The organism is Candidatus Saccharimonas aalborgensis, assembly GCF_000392435.1.
In the GTDB taxonomy this organism is placed as follows: domain Bacteria; phylum Patescibacteriota; class Saccharimonadia; order Saccharimonadales; family Saccharimonadaceae; genus Saccharimonas; species Saccharimonas aalborgensis.
This window is the reverse complement of record NC_021219.1, coordinates 85,755-105,081: the sequence shown is the minus strand read 5'-3', so window position 1 is coordinate 105,081 and position 19,327 is coordinate 85,755. Positions and strand designations below refer to the sequence as shown.

At 49.4% G+C, this 19,327-nt stretch carries 18 protein-coding genes; 15 read left to right on the top strand and 3 right to left on the bottom strand.

The genetic code is table 11. The annotated features are described in order from the left end of the window. Window positions 1-7: 7 nt before the first annotated feature. Window positions 8-1,018: a phospholipase D-like domain-containing protein gene (locus tag L336_RS00500; RefSeq protein WP_015641258.1), complete on the bottom strand. Its 1,011-nt coding sequence runs from the start codon at window positions 1,016-1,018 to the stop codon at window positions 8-10. Window positions 1,019-1,096: 78 nt separating this feature from the next. Between L336_RS00500 and L336_RS00495 the strand changes: the two genes are divergently transcribed. Continuing rightward, window positions 1,097-1,627, top strand: a complete 531-nt coding sequence (locus L336_RS00495; RefSeq protein WP_015641257.1) for an inorganic diphosphatase — start codon at window positions 1,097-1,099, stop codon at window positions 1,625-1,627. On the opposite strand, the gene L336_RS00490 is transcribed toward L336_RS00495, so the two are convergent. Next, the gene (locus tag L336_RS00490; RefSeq protein WP_015641256.1) at window positions 1,628-3,160 is read right to left on the bottom strand and encodes a RelA/SpoT family protein; all 1,533 of its coding nucleotides are present in this window, start codon (window positions 3,158-3,160) and stop codon (window positions 1,628-1,630) included. 145 nt (window positions 3,161-3,305) lie between these two features. On the opposite strand from L336_RS00490, the gene gap reads away from it, so the two are divergent. The 14 genes from gap to L336_RS00415 all read left to right on the top strand — a co-directional run bounded on the left by gap (window position 3,306) and on the right by L336_RS00415 (window position 17,475). Then, complete coding sequence (gene gap / locus L336_RS00485) at window positions 3,306-4,328, top strand: type I glyceraldehyde-3-phosphate dehydrogenase (RefSeq protein WP_015641255.1); 1,023 nt, start codon at window positions 3,306-3,308, stop codon at window positions 4,326-4,328. 804 nt (window positions 4,329-5,132) lie between these two features. Next, window positions 5,133-5,594 carry an RpiB/LacA/LacB family sugar-phosphate isomerase gene (locus L336_RS00475; RefSeq protein WP_015641253.1) on the top strand — a complete coding sequence of 154 codons (462 nt, stop codon included), beginning with the start codon at window positions 5,133-5,135 and terminating at the stop codon, window positions 5,592-5,594. 2 nt (window positions 5,595-5,596) lie between these two features. Then, the gene (locus L336_RS00470; protein ID WP_015641252.1) at window positions 5,597-6,241 is read left to right on the top strand and encodes a ribulose-phosphate 3-epimerase; all 645 of its coding nucleotides are present in this window, start codon (window positions 5,597-5,599) and stop codon (window positions 6,239-6,241) included. Window positions 6,242-6,250: 9 nt separating this feature from the next. Next, window positions 6,251-7,111 carry a transketolase gene (locus tag L336_RS00465; RefSeq protein WP_015641251.1) on the top strand — a complete coding sequence of 287 codons (861 nt, stop codon included), beginning with the start codon at window positions 6,251-6,253 and terminating at the stop codon, window positions 7,109-7,111. Continuing rightward, complete coding sequence (locus tag L336_RS00460) at window positions 7,111-7,323, top strand: hypothetical protein (protein WP_015641250.1); 213 nt, start codon at window positions 7,111-7,113, stop codon at window positions 7,321-7,323. Before L336_RS00465 ends, L336_RS00460 begins: the two co-directional genes overlap by 1 nt. 35 nt (window positions 7,324-7,358) lie before the next feature. Beyond that, entirely contained in the window at window positions 7,359-8,318 is a 960-nt protein-coding gene (locus L336_RS00455) for a transketolase family protein (protein WP_041191487.1), read from the top strand. Window positions 8,319-8,395: 77 nt separating this feature from the next. Next, window positions 8,396-9,667, top strand: a complete 1,272-nt coding sequence (locus tag L336_RS00450) for a M16 family metallopeptidase (RefSeq protein ID WP_015641248.1) — start codon at window positions 8,396-8,398, stop codon at window positions 9,665-9,667. Window positions 9,668-9,787: 120 nt separating this feature from the next. Continuing rightward, window positions 9,788-10,699 carry a class II fructose-bisphosphate aldolase gene (locus L336_RS00445; protein WP_015641247.1) on the top strand — a complete coding sequence of 304 codons (912 nt, stop codon included), beginning with the start codon at window positions 9,788-9,790 and terminating at the stop codon, window positions 10,697-10,699. Window positions 10,700-10,703: 4 nt separating this feature from the next. Next, complete coding sequence (locus tag L336_RS00440) at window positions 10,704-11,684, top strand: carbohydrate kinase family protein (RefSeq protein ID WP_041191100.1); 981 nt, start codon at window positions 10,704-10,706, stop codon at window positions 11,682-11,684. A 2-nt stretch (window positions 11,685-11,686) separates the two neighbouring features. Then, on the top strand, window positions 11,687-13,183 hold the full coding sequence (locus L336_RS00435; RefSeq protein WP_015641245.1) for a carbohydrate kinase family protein: 1,497 nt from the start codon (window positions 11,687-11,689) through the stop codon (window positions 13,181-13,183). Next, window positions 13,180-13,800, top strand: a complete 621-nt coding sequence (locus L336_RS00430) for an SLOG cluster 4 domain-containing protein (protein WP_015641244.1) — start codon at window positions 13,180-13,182, stop codon at window positions 13,798-13,800. Before L336_RS00435 ends, L336_RS00430 begins: the two co-directional genes overlap by 4 nt. A 62-nt stretch (window positions 13,801-13,862) precedes the next feature. Then, on the top strand, window positions 13,863-14,639 hold the full coding sequence (locus L336_RS00425; RefSeq protein ID WP_128817246.1) for a hypothetical protein: 777 nt from the start codon (window positions 13,863-13,865) through the stop codon (window positions 14,637-14,639). Between the two features lie 23 nt (window positions 14,640-14,662). Continuing rightward, window positions 14,663-16,633 (top strand): excinuclease ABC subunit UvrB, encoded by a 1,971-nt coding sequence (uvrB, locus tag L336_RS00420; RefSeq protein WP_015641242.1) that lies wholly within the window; start codon window positions 14,663-14,665, stop codon window positions 16,631-16,633. After that, window positions 16,630-17,475, top strand: a complete 846-nt coding sequence (locus tag L336_RS00415; protein ID WP_015641241.1) for an endonuclease/exonuclease/phosphatase family protein — start codon at window positions 16,630-16,632, stop codon at window positions 17,473-17,475. Before uvrB ends, L336_RS00415 begins: the two co-directional genes overlap by 4 nt. On the opposite strand, the gene L336_RS00410 is transcribed toward L336_RS00415, so the two are convergent. After that, entirely contained in the window at window positions 17,472-19,250 is a 1,779-nt protein-coding gene (locus L336_RS00410) for an alpha-amylase family glycosyl hydrolase (protein WP_015641240.1), read from the bottom strand. The two genes, L336_RS00415 and L336_RS00410, sit on opposite strands and share 4 nt — an antisense overlap. Window positions 19,251-19,327: the final 77 nt, after the last annotated feature.

Sequence of the window (19,327 nt, the reverse complement as noted above, 5' to 3'; positions counted from 1 at the left end):
GTATCATTCAGTCGCGGCCGGCAACGTGATGGGTGATGAACGACTCAAGCTGTTGGATGACGGTTCGATCAGTTGTTTCAAGAGCAATTTCCCGGGTACCGAGCAGCACGCCGCCATATACAAAATTATGCGAGCTGCTAAGCGCGACCTTGCTTCCGTTTGACATAGTAAAAATTATACATTTTGCATGCAAGTACTGCTCTCTTTGGTACAGGGTCTTGTGGCGTGTAAACAACATGCTTACCTGAATGAGAACTTTGTTGAGCACCTCGGCCTCACGCCAATGATTAAAATACAGAGTAGCTTTTTTTCGCTTTAAGATGCGACCTAACTTACCGGTAGGACAAAATTGCGATACGAGCGTTATCTCGTTAGCTTGTTTGGCCAAACTACAGGCACGGCGATAAATAAGTGAGTTGCCAGGCATCCCTCCATCGAGGAGAACGGTCATCGATGGACTGACGGTGAGGGTCCTGCTCTTGCTGGCTCGCCCTGAGCGATCAGCACGAATGAGGTCGAGGTGTTCGCTGTAGAGGGCATCGGCAAACACGGCATCGACCATCTTGAGCATATAGTCAGTATTTGCAAAACTGGCACGATCCAGGTTGACGCCACCAAAACTATAGACGCAGTCATCGACAATAGTCCATTTACTATGAGTTCGACCCGTCAGGGCAAAGTTAGTGGTACGGCCAAGCCAGTGAAAATCGACACCTTGCTTTTTTAGCCGGCGCTCAACCTTGAGGGCTCGATAGGCGCGTTTTGGGTGGCGGCGCGGAGACTTCAATAAAAACTCTTTTGGCTCAATATAGGTGTAGGCATCGATACAGACTGATACCGTGAGACCTCGAGTTGCGGCTGCACAGAGTGCATCGACCAATGCTTCAGCTAGCGGGTCGTCGGCATGCAAGGTTGTCGCTACAACTGCTATGCGCGTTTTTGCGCGGTTGATCGACGACGTAACGTCGGCGATATAGTCTGCGGCAGTTAAGAGATGCGAAGGGTGAGAAGACGGCATAGTTCTATCGTCTCAGTATACCCTAGCACGCTCAAAGCTGGTACACTAAAACACAGTTTGTTAAGCGAAAGGAAAAAAATGGCTGATTTCAATCAGGTGCTTCTCCCGGGAGATGTCGATAATGGCGTTGTTAATACGGTAGTTGAGATTCCCGAGGGGTCAACATTAAAAATTGAATGGGATCGTGAGCGTGCAGCGTTTACCCTTGATCGTGTTGAGCCACAAATTTTTGCCAAACCAGTCAACTATGGGTTTATCCCACAAACACTCGATGAGGATGGCGATGAGCTTGATACACTGATCGTCTGTCACGAGCCGCTCGTCACGGGCATCTGGCTCGAAGCGCGGATCCTCGGTGTTCTAAAGTTTGAGGATGATGGTGAAGTCGATGACAAGGTTGTCGTCTGTCCTGCCGACGATCGACAAACGGGTGATCAGTATCGTAGCGTCGAAGATTTAGGTGAACGCTGGAAACAGCAAATCGAGCATCACTTCACGCACTACAAAGATCTGAAGAAGCCTGGTAGTACTCGAGTGATTGGCTGGGGAGATGTCGAGGAAGCCAAGCGCATTATTGTTGAGTGCATTGAGCGCTATAACAATAAGTAACTACGATCGTTTGTTTTTGCGCATCTTGCGGTGAAGAATCGAGGCGGCGTTTGAGATACGTCCCAATACACCCCCTTTTCGTAGTTGGGCGCGTAATTTCATGCGGGCATGACTAGTAAGTACGTACTGTTGCCAGTCGGGACGTGGTTTCGCGCCCTTGCTTGTCAAAATCTCCACCACATCACCATGCTGAAGCTGATGGCTAAAGGGCTCCATCTTGCCATTGATCATAAAACCACTTGCGCGCGCCGCCAGGTCGGAGTGTACTCTGTAAGCATAATCTAGTGGAAAAGCTCCATCTGGCAGATCATAAATATCACCTTTTGGCGAAAACACAAAAATACGATCACCAAACAAATCGACTTTGAGATTTTCGACGTCGAACTCCTTACCCTCATTTATCTGAGCGGCAGCGTTTTGCAGATCGGCAATCCAGTGGAGATCGGCCGGCAACTCGGCCATGTTACCACGGATATAGGCCTCTGTTAATTTTTGTTCGTTGTAGTGAAAACTTGCCGCCAACCCACGCTCAGCGTATTCATGCATTTCCCGTGTGCGCACCTGAAACTCAACATGCTGACCGTTTTTGGTGATAATTGTTGTATGGAGTGATTGGTAGCCGTTTGGTTTTGGTTTGGCAATATAATCTTTGATACGATCTACCATTGGCTCGTAGAGGCTATGGAGTTCACCAAGCACAAGGTAGCACGTTGCCAAATCATCGACGACAATTCGTAACGCCATGAGGTCATAAATATCATCAATGTTTGGTACTCGCTTGAGTTTTTTGTAGAGGCTATAGACGCTCTTGACACGGCCGTCTATCGAGTGAGGGATTTTTTCTTTTGTAAGGTAAGCATCGACCTCTCGACGCACGCTCTCAAGTTTTTTCTTACTCTTACTCAATCGACTGTCCATCAGCTGCTTCGTAGTCTCAAATTCTTTTGGCCACAGGTAGCGAAAACTAAGCTCTTCCAGTTGAACGCGGACTCGACCCATATTGAGTCGGTCAGCAAGTGGTGCAAATACCTCGATCGTTTCACGTGCGATCTTTTTTTGCTTCTCCTGACTCTTATACTGTAGAGTTTTCATATTGTGCAGTCGGTCGGCAAGTTTGATGATGATAACACGGACATCTTGACCAACGGCGATGAGAAGTTTGGTGAGATTATCACGAGTTTGCGGTAGGTAATTTTCGAGGCTTTGCATACCGGCACGAGCCTGGCTTACCTTTGTCACGCCGTCAACCAAAAAAGCGACGTCTTTTCCAAACGAGTGCTCGATTTGTTCGAGTGTGGCAGTAGTGTCTTCGACGGTGTCATGGAGGATACCGGCAATGACTGAATCGACATCCATGCCCCATTCGATCAGGAGCACCGCCACAGACAGCGGGTGAGTGATATAGGGCTCACCACTCTTTCGTCGTTGGCCCTTGTGGACTTCTGCCGCGTAATCAATAGCGCGAGAGAGCACAAGAAGTTGCTGTTTGCCATATTGTCCTTTGGCCGCCCGCAACACCTCGCTCGTATCCATACTACTAAGTATACAGAAAAATACTAAAAGACGATTGAACTTACCATTAGAAAACCAAACATAACTAATGTCAATCTACTAGGAATGGAATCGGTGCGATATACTATGAGATAATAGAGCTAATGCTAAAACAATGAGGAACACTATGGGCAAAGTGAGAGTGGCAATCAACGGATTCGGGAGGATAGGTCGAAACGCATTTAAAATCGCCTTTGAGCGTGATGACGTGGAAGTTGTGGCGATCAACGACCTTACCGATACGAGGACACTAGCACATCTTCTCAAACATGATTCATCGTACGGAACCTACGCTCACGAGGTAGGACACGACGAAACGGGTATCATCGTTGATGGGCAACATATCGCGGTGTTGGCGGAGAAAGAACCCTCAGCCCTTCCATGGCGCGATCATAACATCGATGTCGTGATCGAGTCGACGGGATTTTTTGTTGATCCGGCCAAGGCTCAAGCGCATATCGATGCCGGTGCAAAAAAGGTAGTCATTTCGGCACCGGCGAAGGGCGAGGGGGCCGATACCATTGTCCTCGGCGTAAATGAAGATCAGATTGAGCATTCTACCGCCGTGATCTCAAATGCATCGTGTACGACAAACTGTATCACCCCAGTGATGGCGGTGCTCGAGAAGGCGTTTGGTATCGAAAAAGCTATGATGACAACGGTTCATAGTTATACTGCGAGCCAGCGGCTTCAAGATGCTCCCGCAAAAGATCTTCGTGAGGCACGTGCGGCAGCCGAGAACATTGTTCCGACAACGACCGGTGCCTCCATCGCTGCGGCAAAAGCCTTACCGGCACTCGAGGGAAAATTCGGTGGTTTGTCAGTACGCGTCCCGACACCAGTAGTGAGCATGAGTGATTTTGTGGTACTCGTTAAGCGGAATGTGACAGTTGATGAAGTCAACAGTGCCTTTAGAGAAGCTGCTGCGACACCGTTTTATCAGGGTATTCTTGATGTTACGGCCGAGGAATTAGTAAGCACAGATTTCAAAGGCAATAGCCATAGTTCTATCGTTGATCTGCCACTCACCAATGTCGTCGGGGGAAATCTCGTCAAAGTTGTGGCGTGGTATGACAATGAGTGGGGATACTCAAACCGTCTTGTTGAACTAGTCGCTGATGCCGGAAAGGTAGTGGCAGGCGGCCAATAAGTATGCACGTAAGGTATCAACCCAGTTGTGTAAGTGGTTTCACGATAGTAGAGATACTGGTTGTGATTGGTGTGATCGCAATACTAACGGTAATCTCCGTCGTTAGCTATAGTGGAATTATCCAGCACGCACAAGATAGTGCTGTGCGCCATGATATAGCAAATATTGCTACACAAACCAAACTACACTGGACAGATAATCGCCGCTTTCCAACAGTTGCCGAATTTAAAGCAATTGGAGTACACATTAATAAACAAACATACGGAGTAAATCCGGTTGGTGCAACAATATTCTACTGCGTTGATAACGCTGGAACTACATACAGTTTAGTTGCAAGAGTCAAGTCAAGTACTATTATAAAATATCTCTCGTCAACAGATCAGATTTCCGCATACTCCGGTTCTACAACGGCACCCCAACTGTGCTTAGATAGTGGAATCGTGGGTACCACCTCAACTGTACAGTATACCGGGTTCACGAATAATGGCTCTTGGTACCCATGGGTACTCGATTCGTAATCCCTGACTAAATAATCTCCCCTACTCCTGTCATCGTGGATGATACCCGCGCTCGTCGAGCAGGTTGATGGCGGTCTGGACTGCCGCCGGTGCGACGAACACGGCCACGAACATGGCAATGGCGAAAGACTTGTTCATAACAACTCTCCTCAGGGGTAGGTGCACTGGTGTGCGCAGAAGTGCGCTCATCTGAGCATACTCGTTATATCCTAAGTAACATATAAGTCAATAGTAAAATCTCATCCTGCACTTTACAGAGAGCATAATACCGCTTATACTTAGCAGTATGAAATTGTTTCTCGGTGCCGATCATGGCGGCTTTTATCTCAAGGAGAAAGTCGAAGCGTACCTCACCAAGCGCGGCTATACATGGGAAGATGTCGGTGATAAGGAACTCGATCCGCAGGATGATTTCCCGCAATTTGCGCAGATGGCGGCCACAAAAGTGCTGGGCGAGGTCGAAGAGGACGACCCCAGGGCAATCTTGATTTGCACCGGCGGACAGGGTATGGCGATGGCAGCCAACCGTTTCCGTGGTATCCGAGCAGCAGTGATATGGGATACGTTTGAAGCTCACGAATGCCGTAACGATAACGATAGCAACGTCCTTTGCTTGCCCGCACGGGTGCTTGATGCGCCGGGCGATGATCTAGAACTATGGAAAGAAGTGATCGACGAATGGCTGACAACACCATTTGCTGGCGCAGCCCGATATAAGCGGCGAAATGCAGAGTTGGATGTGTTTTAGTCATGGCTGTGATAGCACCCGCTCTTTTATGTGAAACCGAAGATGAGTATCGCACAACTGTGGAGCGGCTCCATCCGTTTGCAAAACGTGTCCATATTGACCTGACGGACGGCCAGTTTGCGCCCTCTTTTACTGTTGGTGTCAATCAATTGTGGTGGCCGCAAGAGTGGGAAGTCGATGTGCACGCCATGGTAGCAAACCCGAGCCAGTATGTGCAGGCATTGATCGAGCTAAAGCCCCACACGGTCATATTTCATGCTGAAGCACAGGAAGACCTCACGCCAAGTCTGCAATTACTAAAAGCGGCTGGTATCAAAGCCGGTGTCGCGCTTCTCAAGCCGACGGTACCAAATACCGTCAGGGGCTATATTGAAGCGGCCGATCACGTCCTCGTGTTTTGCGGAAACCTCGGGTATTACGGGGGTACTGCTAGCCTGATGCAGCTGGAGAAGGTCCGGCTTATCCGCATGATCCATCCTGAAGTAGAAGTAGGGTGGGACGGCGGCGTCAACGTTGAAAACGCTTTTAGTTTGGCTCAGGGTACTGTTGATGTGTTGAACGTCGGCGGAGCGATCAATAAGGCCACTGATCCGGCAGCAGTCTATGCGCAGCTTGAAAGTGAAATGAATAAACATAGTGTGATTTAAGGAAGTAGCATGAGTGGGCGATTGACGATTACACAACTAGAGACCAAAGCAAATGAAGTGCGAAAAGATATCGTGCGTATGCTCGAACACGCGGGGAGCGGTCACTCGGCGGGTCCCCTGGGGTTAGCTGATCTCGTAACGGCACTTTATTTTGACGCCATGAATATCGATCCGGCTCGTCCTGACGATCCTGACAGAGATATATTTATGCTTAGCAACGGACACTGTGTGCCCGTACAATATGCGGTGATGGCGCATCGAGGCTACTTCCCGGTCGATGAGCTGATGACGCTGCGCCGACTTGGCACGAGACTTCAGGGTCATCCTGAGCGAACTAAATTGCCTGGACTAGAGAACACAAGCGGGCCGCTCGGCTGCGGTATCGGCCAGGGTGCTGGGTATGCGTATGCACTTCAGTATCTCGATCATCAACATCATCGTTGGGTCTATGTCGTGACGGGTGATGGTGAACTCGATGAGGGCAACATCTGGGAATCAGCTCTGTTCGCGGGAAAATATAAGTTATCGCAACTTATCGTATTTGTCGATCGTAACAATATCCAGATCGATGGCCCGACTGAAGACGTCATGCCGCTTGAAGATTTGCGTGGTAAGTGGGAGAGTTTTGGCTGGCATGTCCAAGAGATCGATGGCCACAACGTCGAAAGCATTATCGACGCGGTCGGTATGGCAAAGGCAATTGAAAATCGTCCGAGTGTCATCATTACGCACACTATCCCTGGGAAAAATGTCGACTTCATGGAGTATAACTACAAGTGGCACGGCATTCCGCCCAACAAAGATCAAGCCAAAGAGGCGCTCAAAGAGCTTCGTACCATGGGTGGTCGAATCCGCGGGGAGCATGAGTAATGAAAGCGTCGCGCACAATCGACATCCTGATAGCTGGTATCGCAGTAGTGATCGCAGCCTACTTTGTATATGCTCTCTTGTCGATACAAGTCTCGCAAATACAGGCATCACATGATGAGACGCTGCGCACAATACATGGCGGCGGCTTATTCGCTTCGTTGCTGCTTGCTATCGTAGCATTTTATAGACTATCGAGAGGATCGGACCGATGAGCAATTACCCACTAAACGAGAATATATACAATGAAATGCCAGATAGTGAGCCTACTAGGGCAGGGTTTGGACGGGGTCTCAAAGCGGCGGGCGAGTCGAATTCTGCGGTGGTCGGTTTGTGTGCAGATCTCGTTGAGAGCGTGCAGATGCATCTCTTTGCCGAAGCCTTTCCCGACAGATATATCGAGATTGGTATTGCCGAGCAAAACCTTGCGACAGTTGCGGCCGGACTTGCTCGTGCTGGCAAAATACCGTTTGCTGCCAGCTATGCAGCCTTTAGCCCTGGGCGTAACTGGGAGCAAATCAAGACAACCGCAGCACTCAACGATTTGCCGGTGAAAATAGTAGGTGCTCACAGTGGTTCGACGGTAGGCCCCGACGGCGCGACGCATCAAATGTTTGAAGATATCGCCCTTATGAGAGTTATGCCCAATATGGTTGTGGTCTGTCCAGGCGATAGCATCGAAGCCGAGAAAGCAACTCGTGCTCTTGCTGAAAGTCCAAGCCCCTCTTATCTCCGCATCGCACGTGAGAAAACACCGATCTTTAGTACGTCTGATTCGCCGTTTGAACTTGGTAAAGCATATGTGTTGAGAGAAGGAACCGATGTCACGCTCTTTTCGACGGGAATTGAAACGCCGTTTGCGCTTCGTGCAGCAGAAAAACTACTCCGTAGCGGGATTTCTGCCGAAGTAGTGCATGTGCCGACAATAAAACCGCTCGATCGTAACACACTGATTGTGAGTGTCAAAAAAACTGGACGTGCGGTCACGTGCGAGGACGCGCAGGCTGCTGGTGGACTTGGCGGTGCTGTCGCCGAGCTACTATGCGACGAAATGCCGGCACCGCTGTTGCGGATTGGTATGCAAGATCGCTATGGCGAGTCCGGTGCACCGCTAGAGGTATTGGCGCATTTTGGTCTCGATGATAACGCAATTACCGACCGTGTGAAGCAATTTGTTCACTCACGACCGCAGTACAAACCCGGGTATTAACCTGTCGGGCGTCCTCTCGTTTTCAGTGCTAATCCGCCCATGCTTGCATGTGACGTCTCATCTCTTATAGTGGGGATATGTCTATTGAGTCAAGCCGCCTCCAAAACGGCCTCACTGTTTATACCGATCACATGCCTGGTGCTCACACTGGTCTTGTCCATGTCCACGTAGGTATAGGGGGACTTGAAGGACCGAAACGAGATGCCGGCAAGGCGCATGCGCTTGAGCACGCGCTTCATCTTGGAACAGATGAATTTATCGATGCTGAGGCAGCGGAGCATTTTGTCGATGCACATGGTTTTACAACAAACGCGTATACTACCAATGTCCAAACTGCCTATCATGCGCAGGGTGAGCGCCTCGACCCGTTGATGCGCTATCTAAGCCAGGTAATGCTCCATCCTACGTTTCCTGTCGATGCCGTTGCAAAAGAAATGTCGATCATCGAAGAAGAGAGACTGAGTTCGTTGACCCCTGAGACTAAGCATGATATGGCGGCTTCGTATGCGCTCTTTGGTAGTTCGGTCGCGCGGCCGATCATAGGCTATCGCCAGCCAATGTTCTCTGCCGACATGTTGCGAGACTTCTGGTCTCGTTACTACCGGGTGCGCGCTATGGCAGTGGTGGCAGTAGGTGCATTCTCGCACGAAGAGGTAGTTGAGTCAGTTGAGCAATATTTCGATGCCCCACTAGGGGATACGACTGACAAAAAGAGAAGAGCGTTGAATGTACGTATCAATACGGCATCGAGTGGACTTATCTTGCCTCGAGGGGAAAGCGCTTACTTAACCGAAAGCCTGCCACTCTCTCGCGAGCTAGAAGAAATGTTCTTTTCGTATGACCCTGCCTATCGAATTGCTATGGATGCCATGGAACGTTGGCTGAGTCAAGAGATACGTGAGAAACGCGGGCTCGCCTATGGCAGTAGCCTGCTGTTGTCCGAAACTACGGCACCTGGAGCGCAGACACTTTTGGCATACACTGAGGCGAGTGCAAAAAACGTGCGCCCCATCCGACGCCTGCAACGGCAATTATTTGAAGTCGATTCGGCGGGATACTTGCCTGCCTTACTCGACGCAAAACGTGCGGGGCATCTCGGTATGTTACTGCGCACGCTCGATGGTATCGAGGAGCGAAGCGCACTGCACATGGATACGCTTGAACTTGGCTGGGCGCCAGTTTCGATCGAAACGCTCGTCGAGGGTGCTCGGGATGTCACTATCCCAGAAGTCTGCGCGGCCATTGACGCCATCATAGCTCACGCCTCTACTCAGCCGCGGCACACGCATATATCTGCTCCTAAGAAGTTTCTTCCTAGTGTAGATCGAATTATACGTGCTCAATCATGATCAATGCGGTGTAGTAATTTCTTACATTTTATGTACAAATCAATGGTTTAATTGTGGGATGCGGGTGGTATACTATATAACAGATAAGCATAACAACTTCTACAGGGGGGGGGCGAGACAATGGGACTGACAATCAGCGAAATCCGTGATCGGACGATTCGTGCACGGCATTTGATGCAGCGAAGTCGTCAGCAGGGATTTGCGGTCGGCGCGTTTAATATTGATAACCAAGAAACACTGATCGCTGTCTGTCGAGCAGCCCAAAAACTCACGGCTCCCGTACTCGTCGAAGTCAGCCATGGTGAAGTTGAGGCACTTGGTCTCGAGAATATTCGCGATATGGTTGATAACTATCGAGACGAGTATGGCATAGAAATCTACATAAACCTCGACCATAGTCCCTCGGTCGAGGCCTGTAAGCGGGCAATTGACGCTGGGTTTGAATTCATCCACATTGATATCTCCCAGGCAAATCACGATGCATCCGAAGAAGAAATCATACAAAAAACTCGTGAAGTCGTGGAATATGCAAAGTTCACGGGGGCACTCGTTGAGAGTGAGCCACACTATTTTGCGGGCGGGAGCAATGTCCACCACGAGGGAATTGATTACGAAGAAATCAAAAAAACCTTCTCAACACCTGAAACCGCCAAGGCGTTTGTCGATGCGACAGGAATTGATACCTTCGCGGCAGCCATAGGCAATTTGCATGGCAAATATGATGTGCCAAAACAACTCGATCTCGAGTTGCTGGCTCGCATTAGAGAGACAATTGACTGCCAAATTAGCTTGCATGGAGGATCAGGCACACCTCTGAATTACTTCGAGGAAGCCAGCAAAGCGGGTGTTAGCAAGATCAATATCAATACTGATATGCGGATAGTATTCCGCGATACGCTTGTCAAAGTGTTACAGGAAAACCCCGATGAGTATGCCGTCGTGAAACTGATGCCGACAGTCTACGAGGCAGTTCAGGCAGTTGTCGAGGAAAAGATTGCCGCCTTTGGGAGTACTGGAAAGGCTGTACGCTGACGTGGTGAAAATACTTGCAATCGGTAAGGGTACGCAAGATGTGTTCCTTAAGAGTGATGAGTTTGATCCGCACAAAGAGGGTAAACATATGTATACTCATTTGCCCCTTGGTCTCAAGATGGAAGTCGAGGATGTTCATTTTTGCACGGGTGGCAATGCGACGAATGTGGCGGTGACATTCGCTCGTCAAGGACTGGAGAGTGCGTATTTGTGGGGGCTGGGCGAAGACCCTGCGAGCCAGTCGATCCTCCAGGACCTCGATAACGAGGGGGTCAACACGACACATGTAGTACAGGCACGTGACTTTCAGTCAGGCTACTCGGTCATTATGATTGCTACAAACGGTGAACGAACGATTCTCAATCACCGTGGCCGAGCATTTGGTCGCACGGGTCGGCATAACTTCAACCTTGACGTGATTGGTGACTATGACTGGATTTACCCAACAAGTCTTGGGGATGGAGGGTTGCCATTGCTCCGTGAGATAGTCGATATGGCCGAAAAACACAATGTCAAAGTGATGCTCAACCCCGCCGGTCCCGAGCTTGCCGAACATGACAAACTCGTAGCCCTCCTTGACGGTGTCGATGTGCTTTGCACAAACAAAGAGGAGATGCAAATGCTGGTTTCAGGTGAGACCTGTGAGGAGCTAGCGCTTCATGCTCTCAATTATGTACCAGTGGCTATCGTGAGCGATGGACCAAACGGTGTGGTAGCCACTGACGGCAAGACGATAGTACGAGCTGGTATGTATGAGGATGTGCCGGTGGTTGATCGAACTGGCGCCGGTGACGCCTTTGCGAGTGGTTTTTTGAGTCAGTGGGCACAGGGCAAAAGCTTGCGCGAGTCAATCGTATTTGCGAGCGCAAATTCGACATCGGTCGTGACAAAGATAGGCGCCAAGGCTGGTATTTTGCACAAGCATAGCACACTGCACGAAATGCCGATTCACGAAAAGCCCCTTAATCAACGGAGTAAAGAGTAGCTATGGCAAAGTTTTTGAAGCAACTTCTCGATGCGCATGAACCACTGTTTAGTTCATCACTTCGACAACTAGAAAGCATGACGGGTCACCGTGGTGTTGACGTTGCCTATATCGCCGACATTACGGCTCGCGCTCACCATATTATGCGTTCCATCGGTCTTGATCCGGCTGACACTACGGCACTTGAGTTGTACAAAGCGCTCAATGCCCATGCGGCCAACCGCGAGCTATTCTCGTTCAGTGACGATGTCGGGCTCATACTAGAGGGCAAACCAATTTCCTTTAATCACGACGATGTACTCGAAAATACCTCACAGACGTTTGAACTCCGTACAAACAAACATCTCCAGTGCCAATTACAACATGGCCTTGCGGCGCGCTATGTGGCGGCTGATGGTGACGACGAGGTTGCGATCAACGAACTCGTCTCTCAAGGAGGCCTTAGCGCGTGTGATATGGGTGACTATCACGAGCAGAAGGTTTTTGAGAAGAAAAGTAAACAAGCCCCGTATATTCTGTGCGTGGGTGATATCTTTACTGACGTGTTCATTAAGCTACTCGAGGAAGAAGCGAGCATTGAGAAAGACAATGATGACAAACAGTGGTTGCGGATTCCTTTTGGCAGTAAACCGCCCTATGAACGGGCTGATATCGTGCGCAGTGTCGGGCCATCACCAAACGCTGCCGTTTCGTGCGCTCGGCTAGGGTTGAGAGTGGGACTGATGAGCTGGCTTGGTGATGATCAAGTAGGCAAGGATTCGCTCATCTATCTTGCTCATGAATCCATCGACACAAAACCGTTAATCGTACAAAAGAATACTCCGAGTAGCACCTACTATGTACTACGGTATGGGGCTGACCGTACAATTCTGGTTAAAAATGAGGCCTACCAATATCGCTGGCGCGAGCCGATTACGACGCCTGACTGGATATACCTATCACTCATAAGCCCTGATAGTTGGCCGTTGCACCAAGATTTGCTCGAGTACCTCGAGAAGCATCCTGATGTAAAGTTAGCGTTTCAGCCAGGCACATTTCACTTCAAGTGGGGTGCCAAGAAATTAGCCGCGTTGTACAAAAGGGCGCATATTGTCGTGATGAACCGTGAAGAAGCGGTTGACGTCACGGGGAAGTCTTATGAGTCTCTCCGCGAGCTGTCAGATGGTCTGCACGCGTTGGGCCCGGCTATCGTTGTTATCACCGATGGTCCCAATGGGTCATATGCATCGCATGACGGGAAACTCTACAAGATTCCAAACTATCCTGATCCCGCTCCGCCATATGATCGAACTGGCGCTGGTGATGCCTTTGCATCGACTATTGTTGCAGCTCTCGCACGAGGCGAGACAATTGAGACCGCACTGACGTGGGCACCGATCAATAGTATGAGTGTTGTTCAGCAACTAGGAGCACAAGCCGGATTATTGCGTCCAAAAGAGGTTGAGGAATATATAGCAAAAGCACCTGAGTGGTATAAGGCAGAGGAGATTCACGGATGAAATACCAAATATGCGTGTCGGGGGCAGCCTCTGGCGAGACAGTTAAAGAAGCACATGACCTGGCGTATGCGCTCGGTGCTGAAATTGCAAAGGCGGGTAAGACACTCCTAACTGGCGCAACGGTGGGGTTACCGCATTATGCGGCGCAAGGTTTTTTTAGCGTAAAAAACTCCAAAGGTGTATCGATCGGCTTTTCACCAGCAAGCTCATACCGAGAACACGTCGCTACCTATCGGCTACCTACCAAAGAGTTTGACTACATCAACTTTACCAGTATGGAATACGTCGGTCGTGATGTACATCTCGTGCGTAGCGCGGATGCGGTTATCACCGTCGGTGGTCGTATGGGAAGCTTGCACGAGTTTGCGACCGCCCTCGAAAGTCGAAAGGTATGCGGTATTTTGCTCGGCAGCGGTGGACTTGCTGATTATGCCGCAACGCTTCTCAAATATATCGAAGCTCCAGGAGCAAAGGATGTCATATACGATACCGATCCAAAACGACTCGTATCAAAAGTAGTAGAGGCGCTCGATAAACATTACGCTGATTTTCATGATGTTGATTATGCACGCGACGAGATAGCTCCCGATGAAATTCATACCAAACGGAGAGGATAATTGTAATCATTATTACGAAGAGTATACTAATGGTAAAAGCATAAATAGGATACATGAGTGAAATGAGCAATAGATATGACCAACACGGTAGCGCACACGTCATCATAATCGTCGGCCTTGTGGTTGCGCTTGTGGCGGCACTCGGTGTGGTATTTTACCAAAACTTCATCGTCAAACAATCAACCACACAAACAAATACAGTTTCAAACACAACAAAATCGGACGAAGTAAAAACTACTGTTGTTTCGAAAGAATATTGCGCTACGTATGAGCAGCTCTGCTTCACTATGCCGGACACCTGGAAGGTGGTTGATCTTGGGCAGCCTACAGACGGACGGTTATCAGGAGAGTACAAGATAGATCGTCTTGAAATACGAAACGAAACTGGCACAAAAGTGTTGGGTCTAGAATCAGGGATTAGCGGTATTGGCGGCGTATGCTCAGATGAAGATAAATCGCCCCTCTCAGTGATGTCGGTGTATACGACGAAGCTAACGGGCTATGCGGATGAATGGTCAGATGACAGAGCGTACGCCGTTCGAGTAGTAAGCAAGGGTATTGATGGAAAATACCATGCAGGGATGTACCTTACTACTGCAAAAGAACTAACAAACTTGGGCGAAACGCAGAACTGTGGATTTGGGTATACGCCACTCATTAGCGGTAAGAAACTGGATTATGGTAATGGCGCACATGGCCAGCTTTCATTTAGCTCGGTAGGATTTGGTGGAACATCGAGTTTACCAAAATACGATACGAAAACTGCTGCGTTTGACAGCCTGAACACAAGTGACATGAACAAGGCCTACGATATTCTCCGTAGTGCTCACTACAAGTAAGCTCGATCGCGTATAATAGTTGAGTGGATATATTTCAGCTTTCTTCGCCCTATAAACCGACTGGGGATCAGCCGACGGCTATTACTCAATTGCTGGCCGGACTCGACGCAGGAACGCGTCAACAAACCCTACTCGGTGTGACGGGGAGTGGCAAAACTTTCACCATGGCAAATATCATTGCCAAGCGAAATGTACCGATACTAGTATTGGCCCACAACAAGACGCTTGCAGCGCAATTATTTAGTGAGTTCAAGCAGTTTTTCCCTGATAACGAAGTGCATTATTTTGTCAGTTACTTTGATTATTATCAGCCCGAGGCATATATTGCGAGCAGTGACACGTACATCGAAAAAGATTCGGCCATCAATGAAGAAATCGATCGTTTGCGCCACGCGGCGACAAGTGCGCTTTTAACGCGCCGAGATTGCATTATTGTGGCGAGTGTCAGCTGCATCTATGGTATCGGTTCGCCAGATGATTATGCTGAGATGTCGATGAAAATCGTGCGCGGAGAACGGCGTCTCCAGGATAAGTTTGTTCGCCAGTTGACTGACATTCAGTACAAGCGAAATGACATAGATTTTGCTCGGGGCACATTTCGGGTGCGTGGTGATGTGGTGGATGTTTTTCCGGCTGGGAGTGATATTGCGGTACGAATAGAGTTTTTTGGAGACGAAGTTGAACGCATCACAACGATCGATCCGCTTACTGGCGAAATAATTTCTGAGCCAGAAGCCGTTTCGATTTTTCCTTCAAGCCACTACGTCACTCCAAAGCAAAAAGTGGAACGAGCAATCGAAGGCATCAAAAAAGAGTTTGACGAGCGACTGGCGTGGTTTGAGACGCATGACAAATATCTCGAAGCACAGCGCTTGTCGCAGCGAACAAAGTTTGATCTTGAAATGCTAGAGGAAACAGGATTTGTTAAGGGAATTGAAAACTATAGCCGCTACCTGACTGATCGTGAGCCAGGTGAGCAGCCCGCCACATTGCTCGATTATTTCCCCGATGATTTTTTGCTTTTTGTCGACGAGAGCCATGTGACGCTGCCTCAAGTGAGAGGTATGTTCAATGGTGACCGCGCCCGCAAAGAAGTGCTCGTCGAACACGGTTTCCGGCTACCGAGCGCGCTCGACAACCGACCGCTTCGTTTTGATGAGTTTGAAAAACACATTAATCAAGTTATTTACGTCTCGGCAACACCAGCGGACTACGAGCTGGAGCATAGCCCGACCCCAGCTCAGCAGGTGATTCGACCGACAGGGTTGCTTGACCCCGAGATACAAGTACGCCCAACCAAAGGTCAGATAGACGATTTGATCTCCGAGATACGTGAACGAACTGCAAAGCAGCAGCGTGTTCTTGTCACGACACTGACTAAGCGAATGGCCGAGGATCTATCGGCACATCTCATCGATCTTGGTATTAAGACGGCTTATATCCACAGCGATATTGATACATTGGAGCGAGGTGACATTTTGCGTGATTTGCGCATGGGAGTATACGATGTGTTGGTTGGAATCAACCTACTTCGTGAAGGGCTTGATCTGCCAGAGGTATCACTCGTGGCAATTATCGACGCGGACAAAGAAGGATTTTTGAGGAGTGAGCGGAGCCTCATACAGACAATTGGACGAGCTGCCAGGCATGTCGACGGCACGGTGATTATGTACGGCGATGTCATGACCGACAGCATGAAGCGCGCAATCAGCGAAACGAATCGCCGACGTGATATTCAGCAAAAATATAACGAAGCGCACGACATCACCCCGCGGGGTGTCGACAAAAGCATCGACGAAGGCCTTCGTGCCATCATTCCGCAGAAAGAGTCAATCGAGAAGAAACTCAATCTCAATAAAATACCGAAAGATGAGTATGCGAGCCTCGTAAAAGACTTGACGGGACAGATGAGTCTCGCCAGTGCCAATCTCGAGTTTGAACGAGCCGCAGAACTGCGTGATCTCATCGCTGAAATCAAAGGAAAGATGAAATGAACAAACTGAGAGTGGTGACGTGGAATGCCGAAGGCATGTTTGACGAACACGTCGGTACGATTCGTGCCAATGACCACGATGGCATTGCGGTCATAAAGGAACTCGACGCAGATATAGTGGTCATACCTGAGTTCGGGGAGCATGGTGCGATGCCAGAACACGTACGCGTCACGATGAATTATCTTGGGTACGAAATCGCCACGGTGCCGTATGATCCTGACCCCGCTTATTATCATACGAAGAATCAGAGCTATCCTTATGAACTTGCTATTTTTACACGGTGTAAATTGGTTTCTTCAACGACACTCAGACTTGGGGGAGTCCGCAATGCACTTGACGTAACGTGTCGTGACGCTGCCGGCAAAAAACTGCGAATCATCGGGGTCCATCTTGATGATAACAGTGAGACAATGCGTCTCAAGCAAGCCGAAGACCTGGTTCAAGCAATCGGAAAGATGGCTTGCCCAACGCTTGTTATGGGGGATTTCAATGCCATGCGAAGCCGATCACAGAGTGCACGTATTGCTCGAAATCGTTTGTTGCATTCAGTTGTGGGCCGGGCACCGCACGATCTGATTCGCAGTATTGCATCGCGCGCTCATGAAATGGCCAGCGGGACCACCATCGACTACATGGTGAGTCACTCGCAGCTTCACGATCTCGATCCAGGTCATCATCTCACTATCTCGGGCAAGCAACACGGAGTGGAGTGGATTCCTTCGATTCGTCTTGCGAAAGTTGACTGGATATTTGGTTCGCACCATTTCAAGACGCATGCTTATAAAGTATGGCGAGACGTCGGATCAGACCATCGGCCGGTACGTGCCGAGCTAGAATATTAAGAAGCAGTAGCGTCTTGTGACAAAATGAGCACGCTGCGTGCTGGGATGTCCATGGCGAGATTACAGCTATCGTCGGTGGATACGCTGTCCGGAGTTAACTCGGGAAAGTCGCTATTATAGCCTTGCCAGCTGCTGTTGAACCGTATTCGCCACTCACCTGGGCGCGGAAAGCCTAGATGATACTCGTGATATTCGGTATCACCAAAATTAATCAGCACGAGCACATCGTCGCCTGGCCCGCCTCGGCTCCAGCGATGATAACCAAACACTTGGCCCTGATCGTTTCTATGAAACACTCTAACTGATTGCCCAAGTAGCCCACTTGTATTGCCGTAGGTATTTTTGCGGAGGTCGATGATGTCTTGGTGGGCTTTCACGATGCCGGCGAATTGCTCAGTTTTTTCCCATTCGAGCACTTGCCAATCAGTGAATGCACCCTCCTGCAAAAACTCCTGGCCTTGAAGTAGCATAGGAATACCGGGTGACGTAAGGGTGATTGCTGACGCAATAATTGTGTCCTGACGCACCCTCGTGCTATTGGGATTTTCTGGTGAAATAGCGCTGGTAATGCGGGTTGAGCCATTGGCTGCGGTATCGTGAGAGTCACTAAAGATAACGCGTTGAAAGACATCACCATTATACGCTCGAAGCAGTTGCTCACCGAGATCAACTGGCCATGAGGTACCAAGTCCGAGCATTTTCCGGATAGCGTGTGGAAAAGGAATACCCCACTGCGCGTCAAACCCACATCCACCATCCTGGCGCTGCTTCGTTATATAGTCATTGCCCGAGGTGTCTTCTGCGATAACGATGGAGCCGGGCCGTATCCTGTGCGCCACATCAGTAATATCCTGCATGAGGCTCCAGGCGCCATCGACATCATGGGCGGGATCATCATTGTAGCCGAGCGTGTTGCGCATATAAGCCGTGCTATCAAGCCTGAGACCATCAACGCGGTATTCGTTAAACCACATCACGATACTATCGATCAGAAATTGTCGCACCTCGGCTCTTCCATAGTCAGGTCGTGCGCCCCAGGGAGTATCGCCTCGCCAGTCGTTGTAGAAGTAGATGCCACCACGGTCGTTTTCATACCATCCATCGAAACGCCATAGGTCGCCGCTCATGAAATGGTTGTACACCACGTCAATAATGACACCGATACCTCTCATATGGCAGGCTTTAACAAACTCCATAAGTCCATGGCGCCCGCCATAGGCATTTTCGATCGAAAATACGTCGGTGACGTTGTAGCCCCAGCCGTTGCTATACGCCATGCTGGTAACCGGCATGACCTCGATCATGTTGATGCCGAGGTCTAGGAGGTAGTCAAGTTTTTCGATTGCATCGTAGAAGGTGCCGGTCGTAGCGGGGTCGCGGCGATTAAAGGTGCCGATATGAAGTTCGTAGATAATCTGCTGCTCCCTTGGAATTGGCATGAAAAGGTCGTCGCCCCAGTCGAAATCTGACCCAACGACCACCGATACGCCATTGTCGCTTGCGGTGAGTGCGCGTCCGCGCGGGTCATTTTTTGTCAGCAGCTCATTGCCGGTGTCGATCAAAAACTTATAATTTTGGCCGACTTCTGCATCTTTGACGAATGCTGACCAGTATCCGTCATTCTCGCTGAGCATATCGTAGGTATTGCTGCCATCAAATACTCCAAGATAGGGGGTAAGGAGTTTGACATTTTTTGCAAATGGCGCCCAAACGCGAAACTCGACACCATTATGCCGAACAATCGCCCCCAAGTGTTTTTTGATCTGATGACTCATCTACTGGCTATTATGAAGCATAAGAGTTATCTAGGCAACCATACAACTAAATAAAGACAATAAAATTACTCCCCTGT

Coding starts and splice junctions, on each gene's coding strand:
- L336_RS00475 (WP_015641253.1), top strand. CDS start 5,133: ATGAAATTGTTTCTCGGTGCCGATCATGGCGGCTTTTATCTCAAGGAG.
- L336_RS00410 (WP_015641240.1), bottom strand. CDS start 19,250: ATGAGTCATCAGATCAAAAAACACTTGGGGGCGATTGTTCGGCATAAT.
- L336_RS00460 (WP_015641250.1), top strand. CDS start 7,111: ATGAAAGCGTCGCGCACAATCGACATCCTGATAGCTGGTATCGCAGTA.
- gap (WP_015641255.1), top strand. CDS start 3,306: ATGGGCAAAGTGAGAGTGGCAATCAACGGATTCGGGAGGATAGGTCGA.
- L336_RS00490 (WP_015641256.1), bottom strand. CDS start 3,160: ATGGATACGAGCGAGGTGTTGCGGGCGGCCAAAGGACAATATGGCAAA.
- L336_RS00495 (WP_015641257.1), top strand. CDS start 1,097: ATGGCTGATTTCAATCAGGTGCTTCTCCCGGGAGATGTCGATAATGGC.
- L336_RS00465 (WP_015641251.1), top strand. CDS start 6,251: ATGAGTGGGCGATTGACGATTACACAACTAGAGACCAAAGCAAATGAA.
- L336_RS00445 (WP_015641247.1), top strand. CDS start 9,788: ATGGGACTGACAATCAGCGAAATCCGTGATCGGACGATTCGTGCACGG.
- L336_RS00500 (WP_015641258.1), bottom strand. CDS start 1,018: ATGCCGTCTTCTCACCCTTCGCATCTCTTAACTGCCGCAGACTATATC.
- L336_RS00450 (WP_015641248.1), top strand. CDS start 8,396: ATGTCTATTGAGTCAAGCCGCCTCCAAAACGGCCTCACTGTTTATACC.
- L336_RS00415 (WP_015641241.1), top strand. CDS start 16,630: ATGAACAAACTGAGAGTGGTGACGTGGAATGCCGAAGGCATGTTTGAC.
- L336_RS00425 (WP_128817246.1), top strand. CDS start 13,863: ATGAGCAATAGATATGACCAACACGGTAGCGCACACGTCATCATAATC.
- L336_RS00430 (WP_015641244.1), top strand. CDS start 13,180: ATGAAATACCAAATATGCGTGTCGGGGGCAGCCTCTGGCGAGACAGTT.
- L336_RS00455 (WP_041191487.1), top strand. CDS start 7,359: ATGCCAGATAGTGAGCCTACTAGGGCAGGGTTTGGACGGGGTCTCAAA.
- L336_RS00470 (WP_015641252.1), top strand. CDS start 5,597: ATGGCTGTGATAGCACCCGCTCTTTTATGTGAAACCGAAGATGAGTAT.
- L336_RS00435 (WP_015641245.1), top strand. CDS start 11,687: ATGGCAAAGTTTTTGAAGCAACTTCTCGATGCGCATGAACCACTGTTT.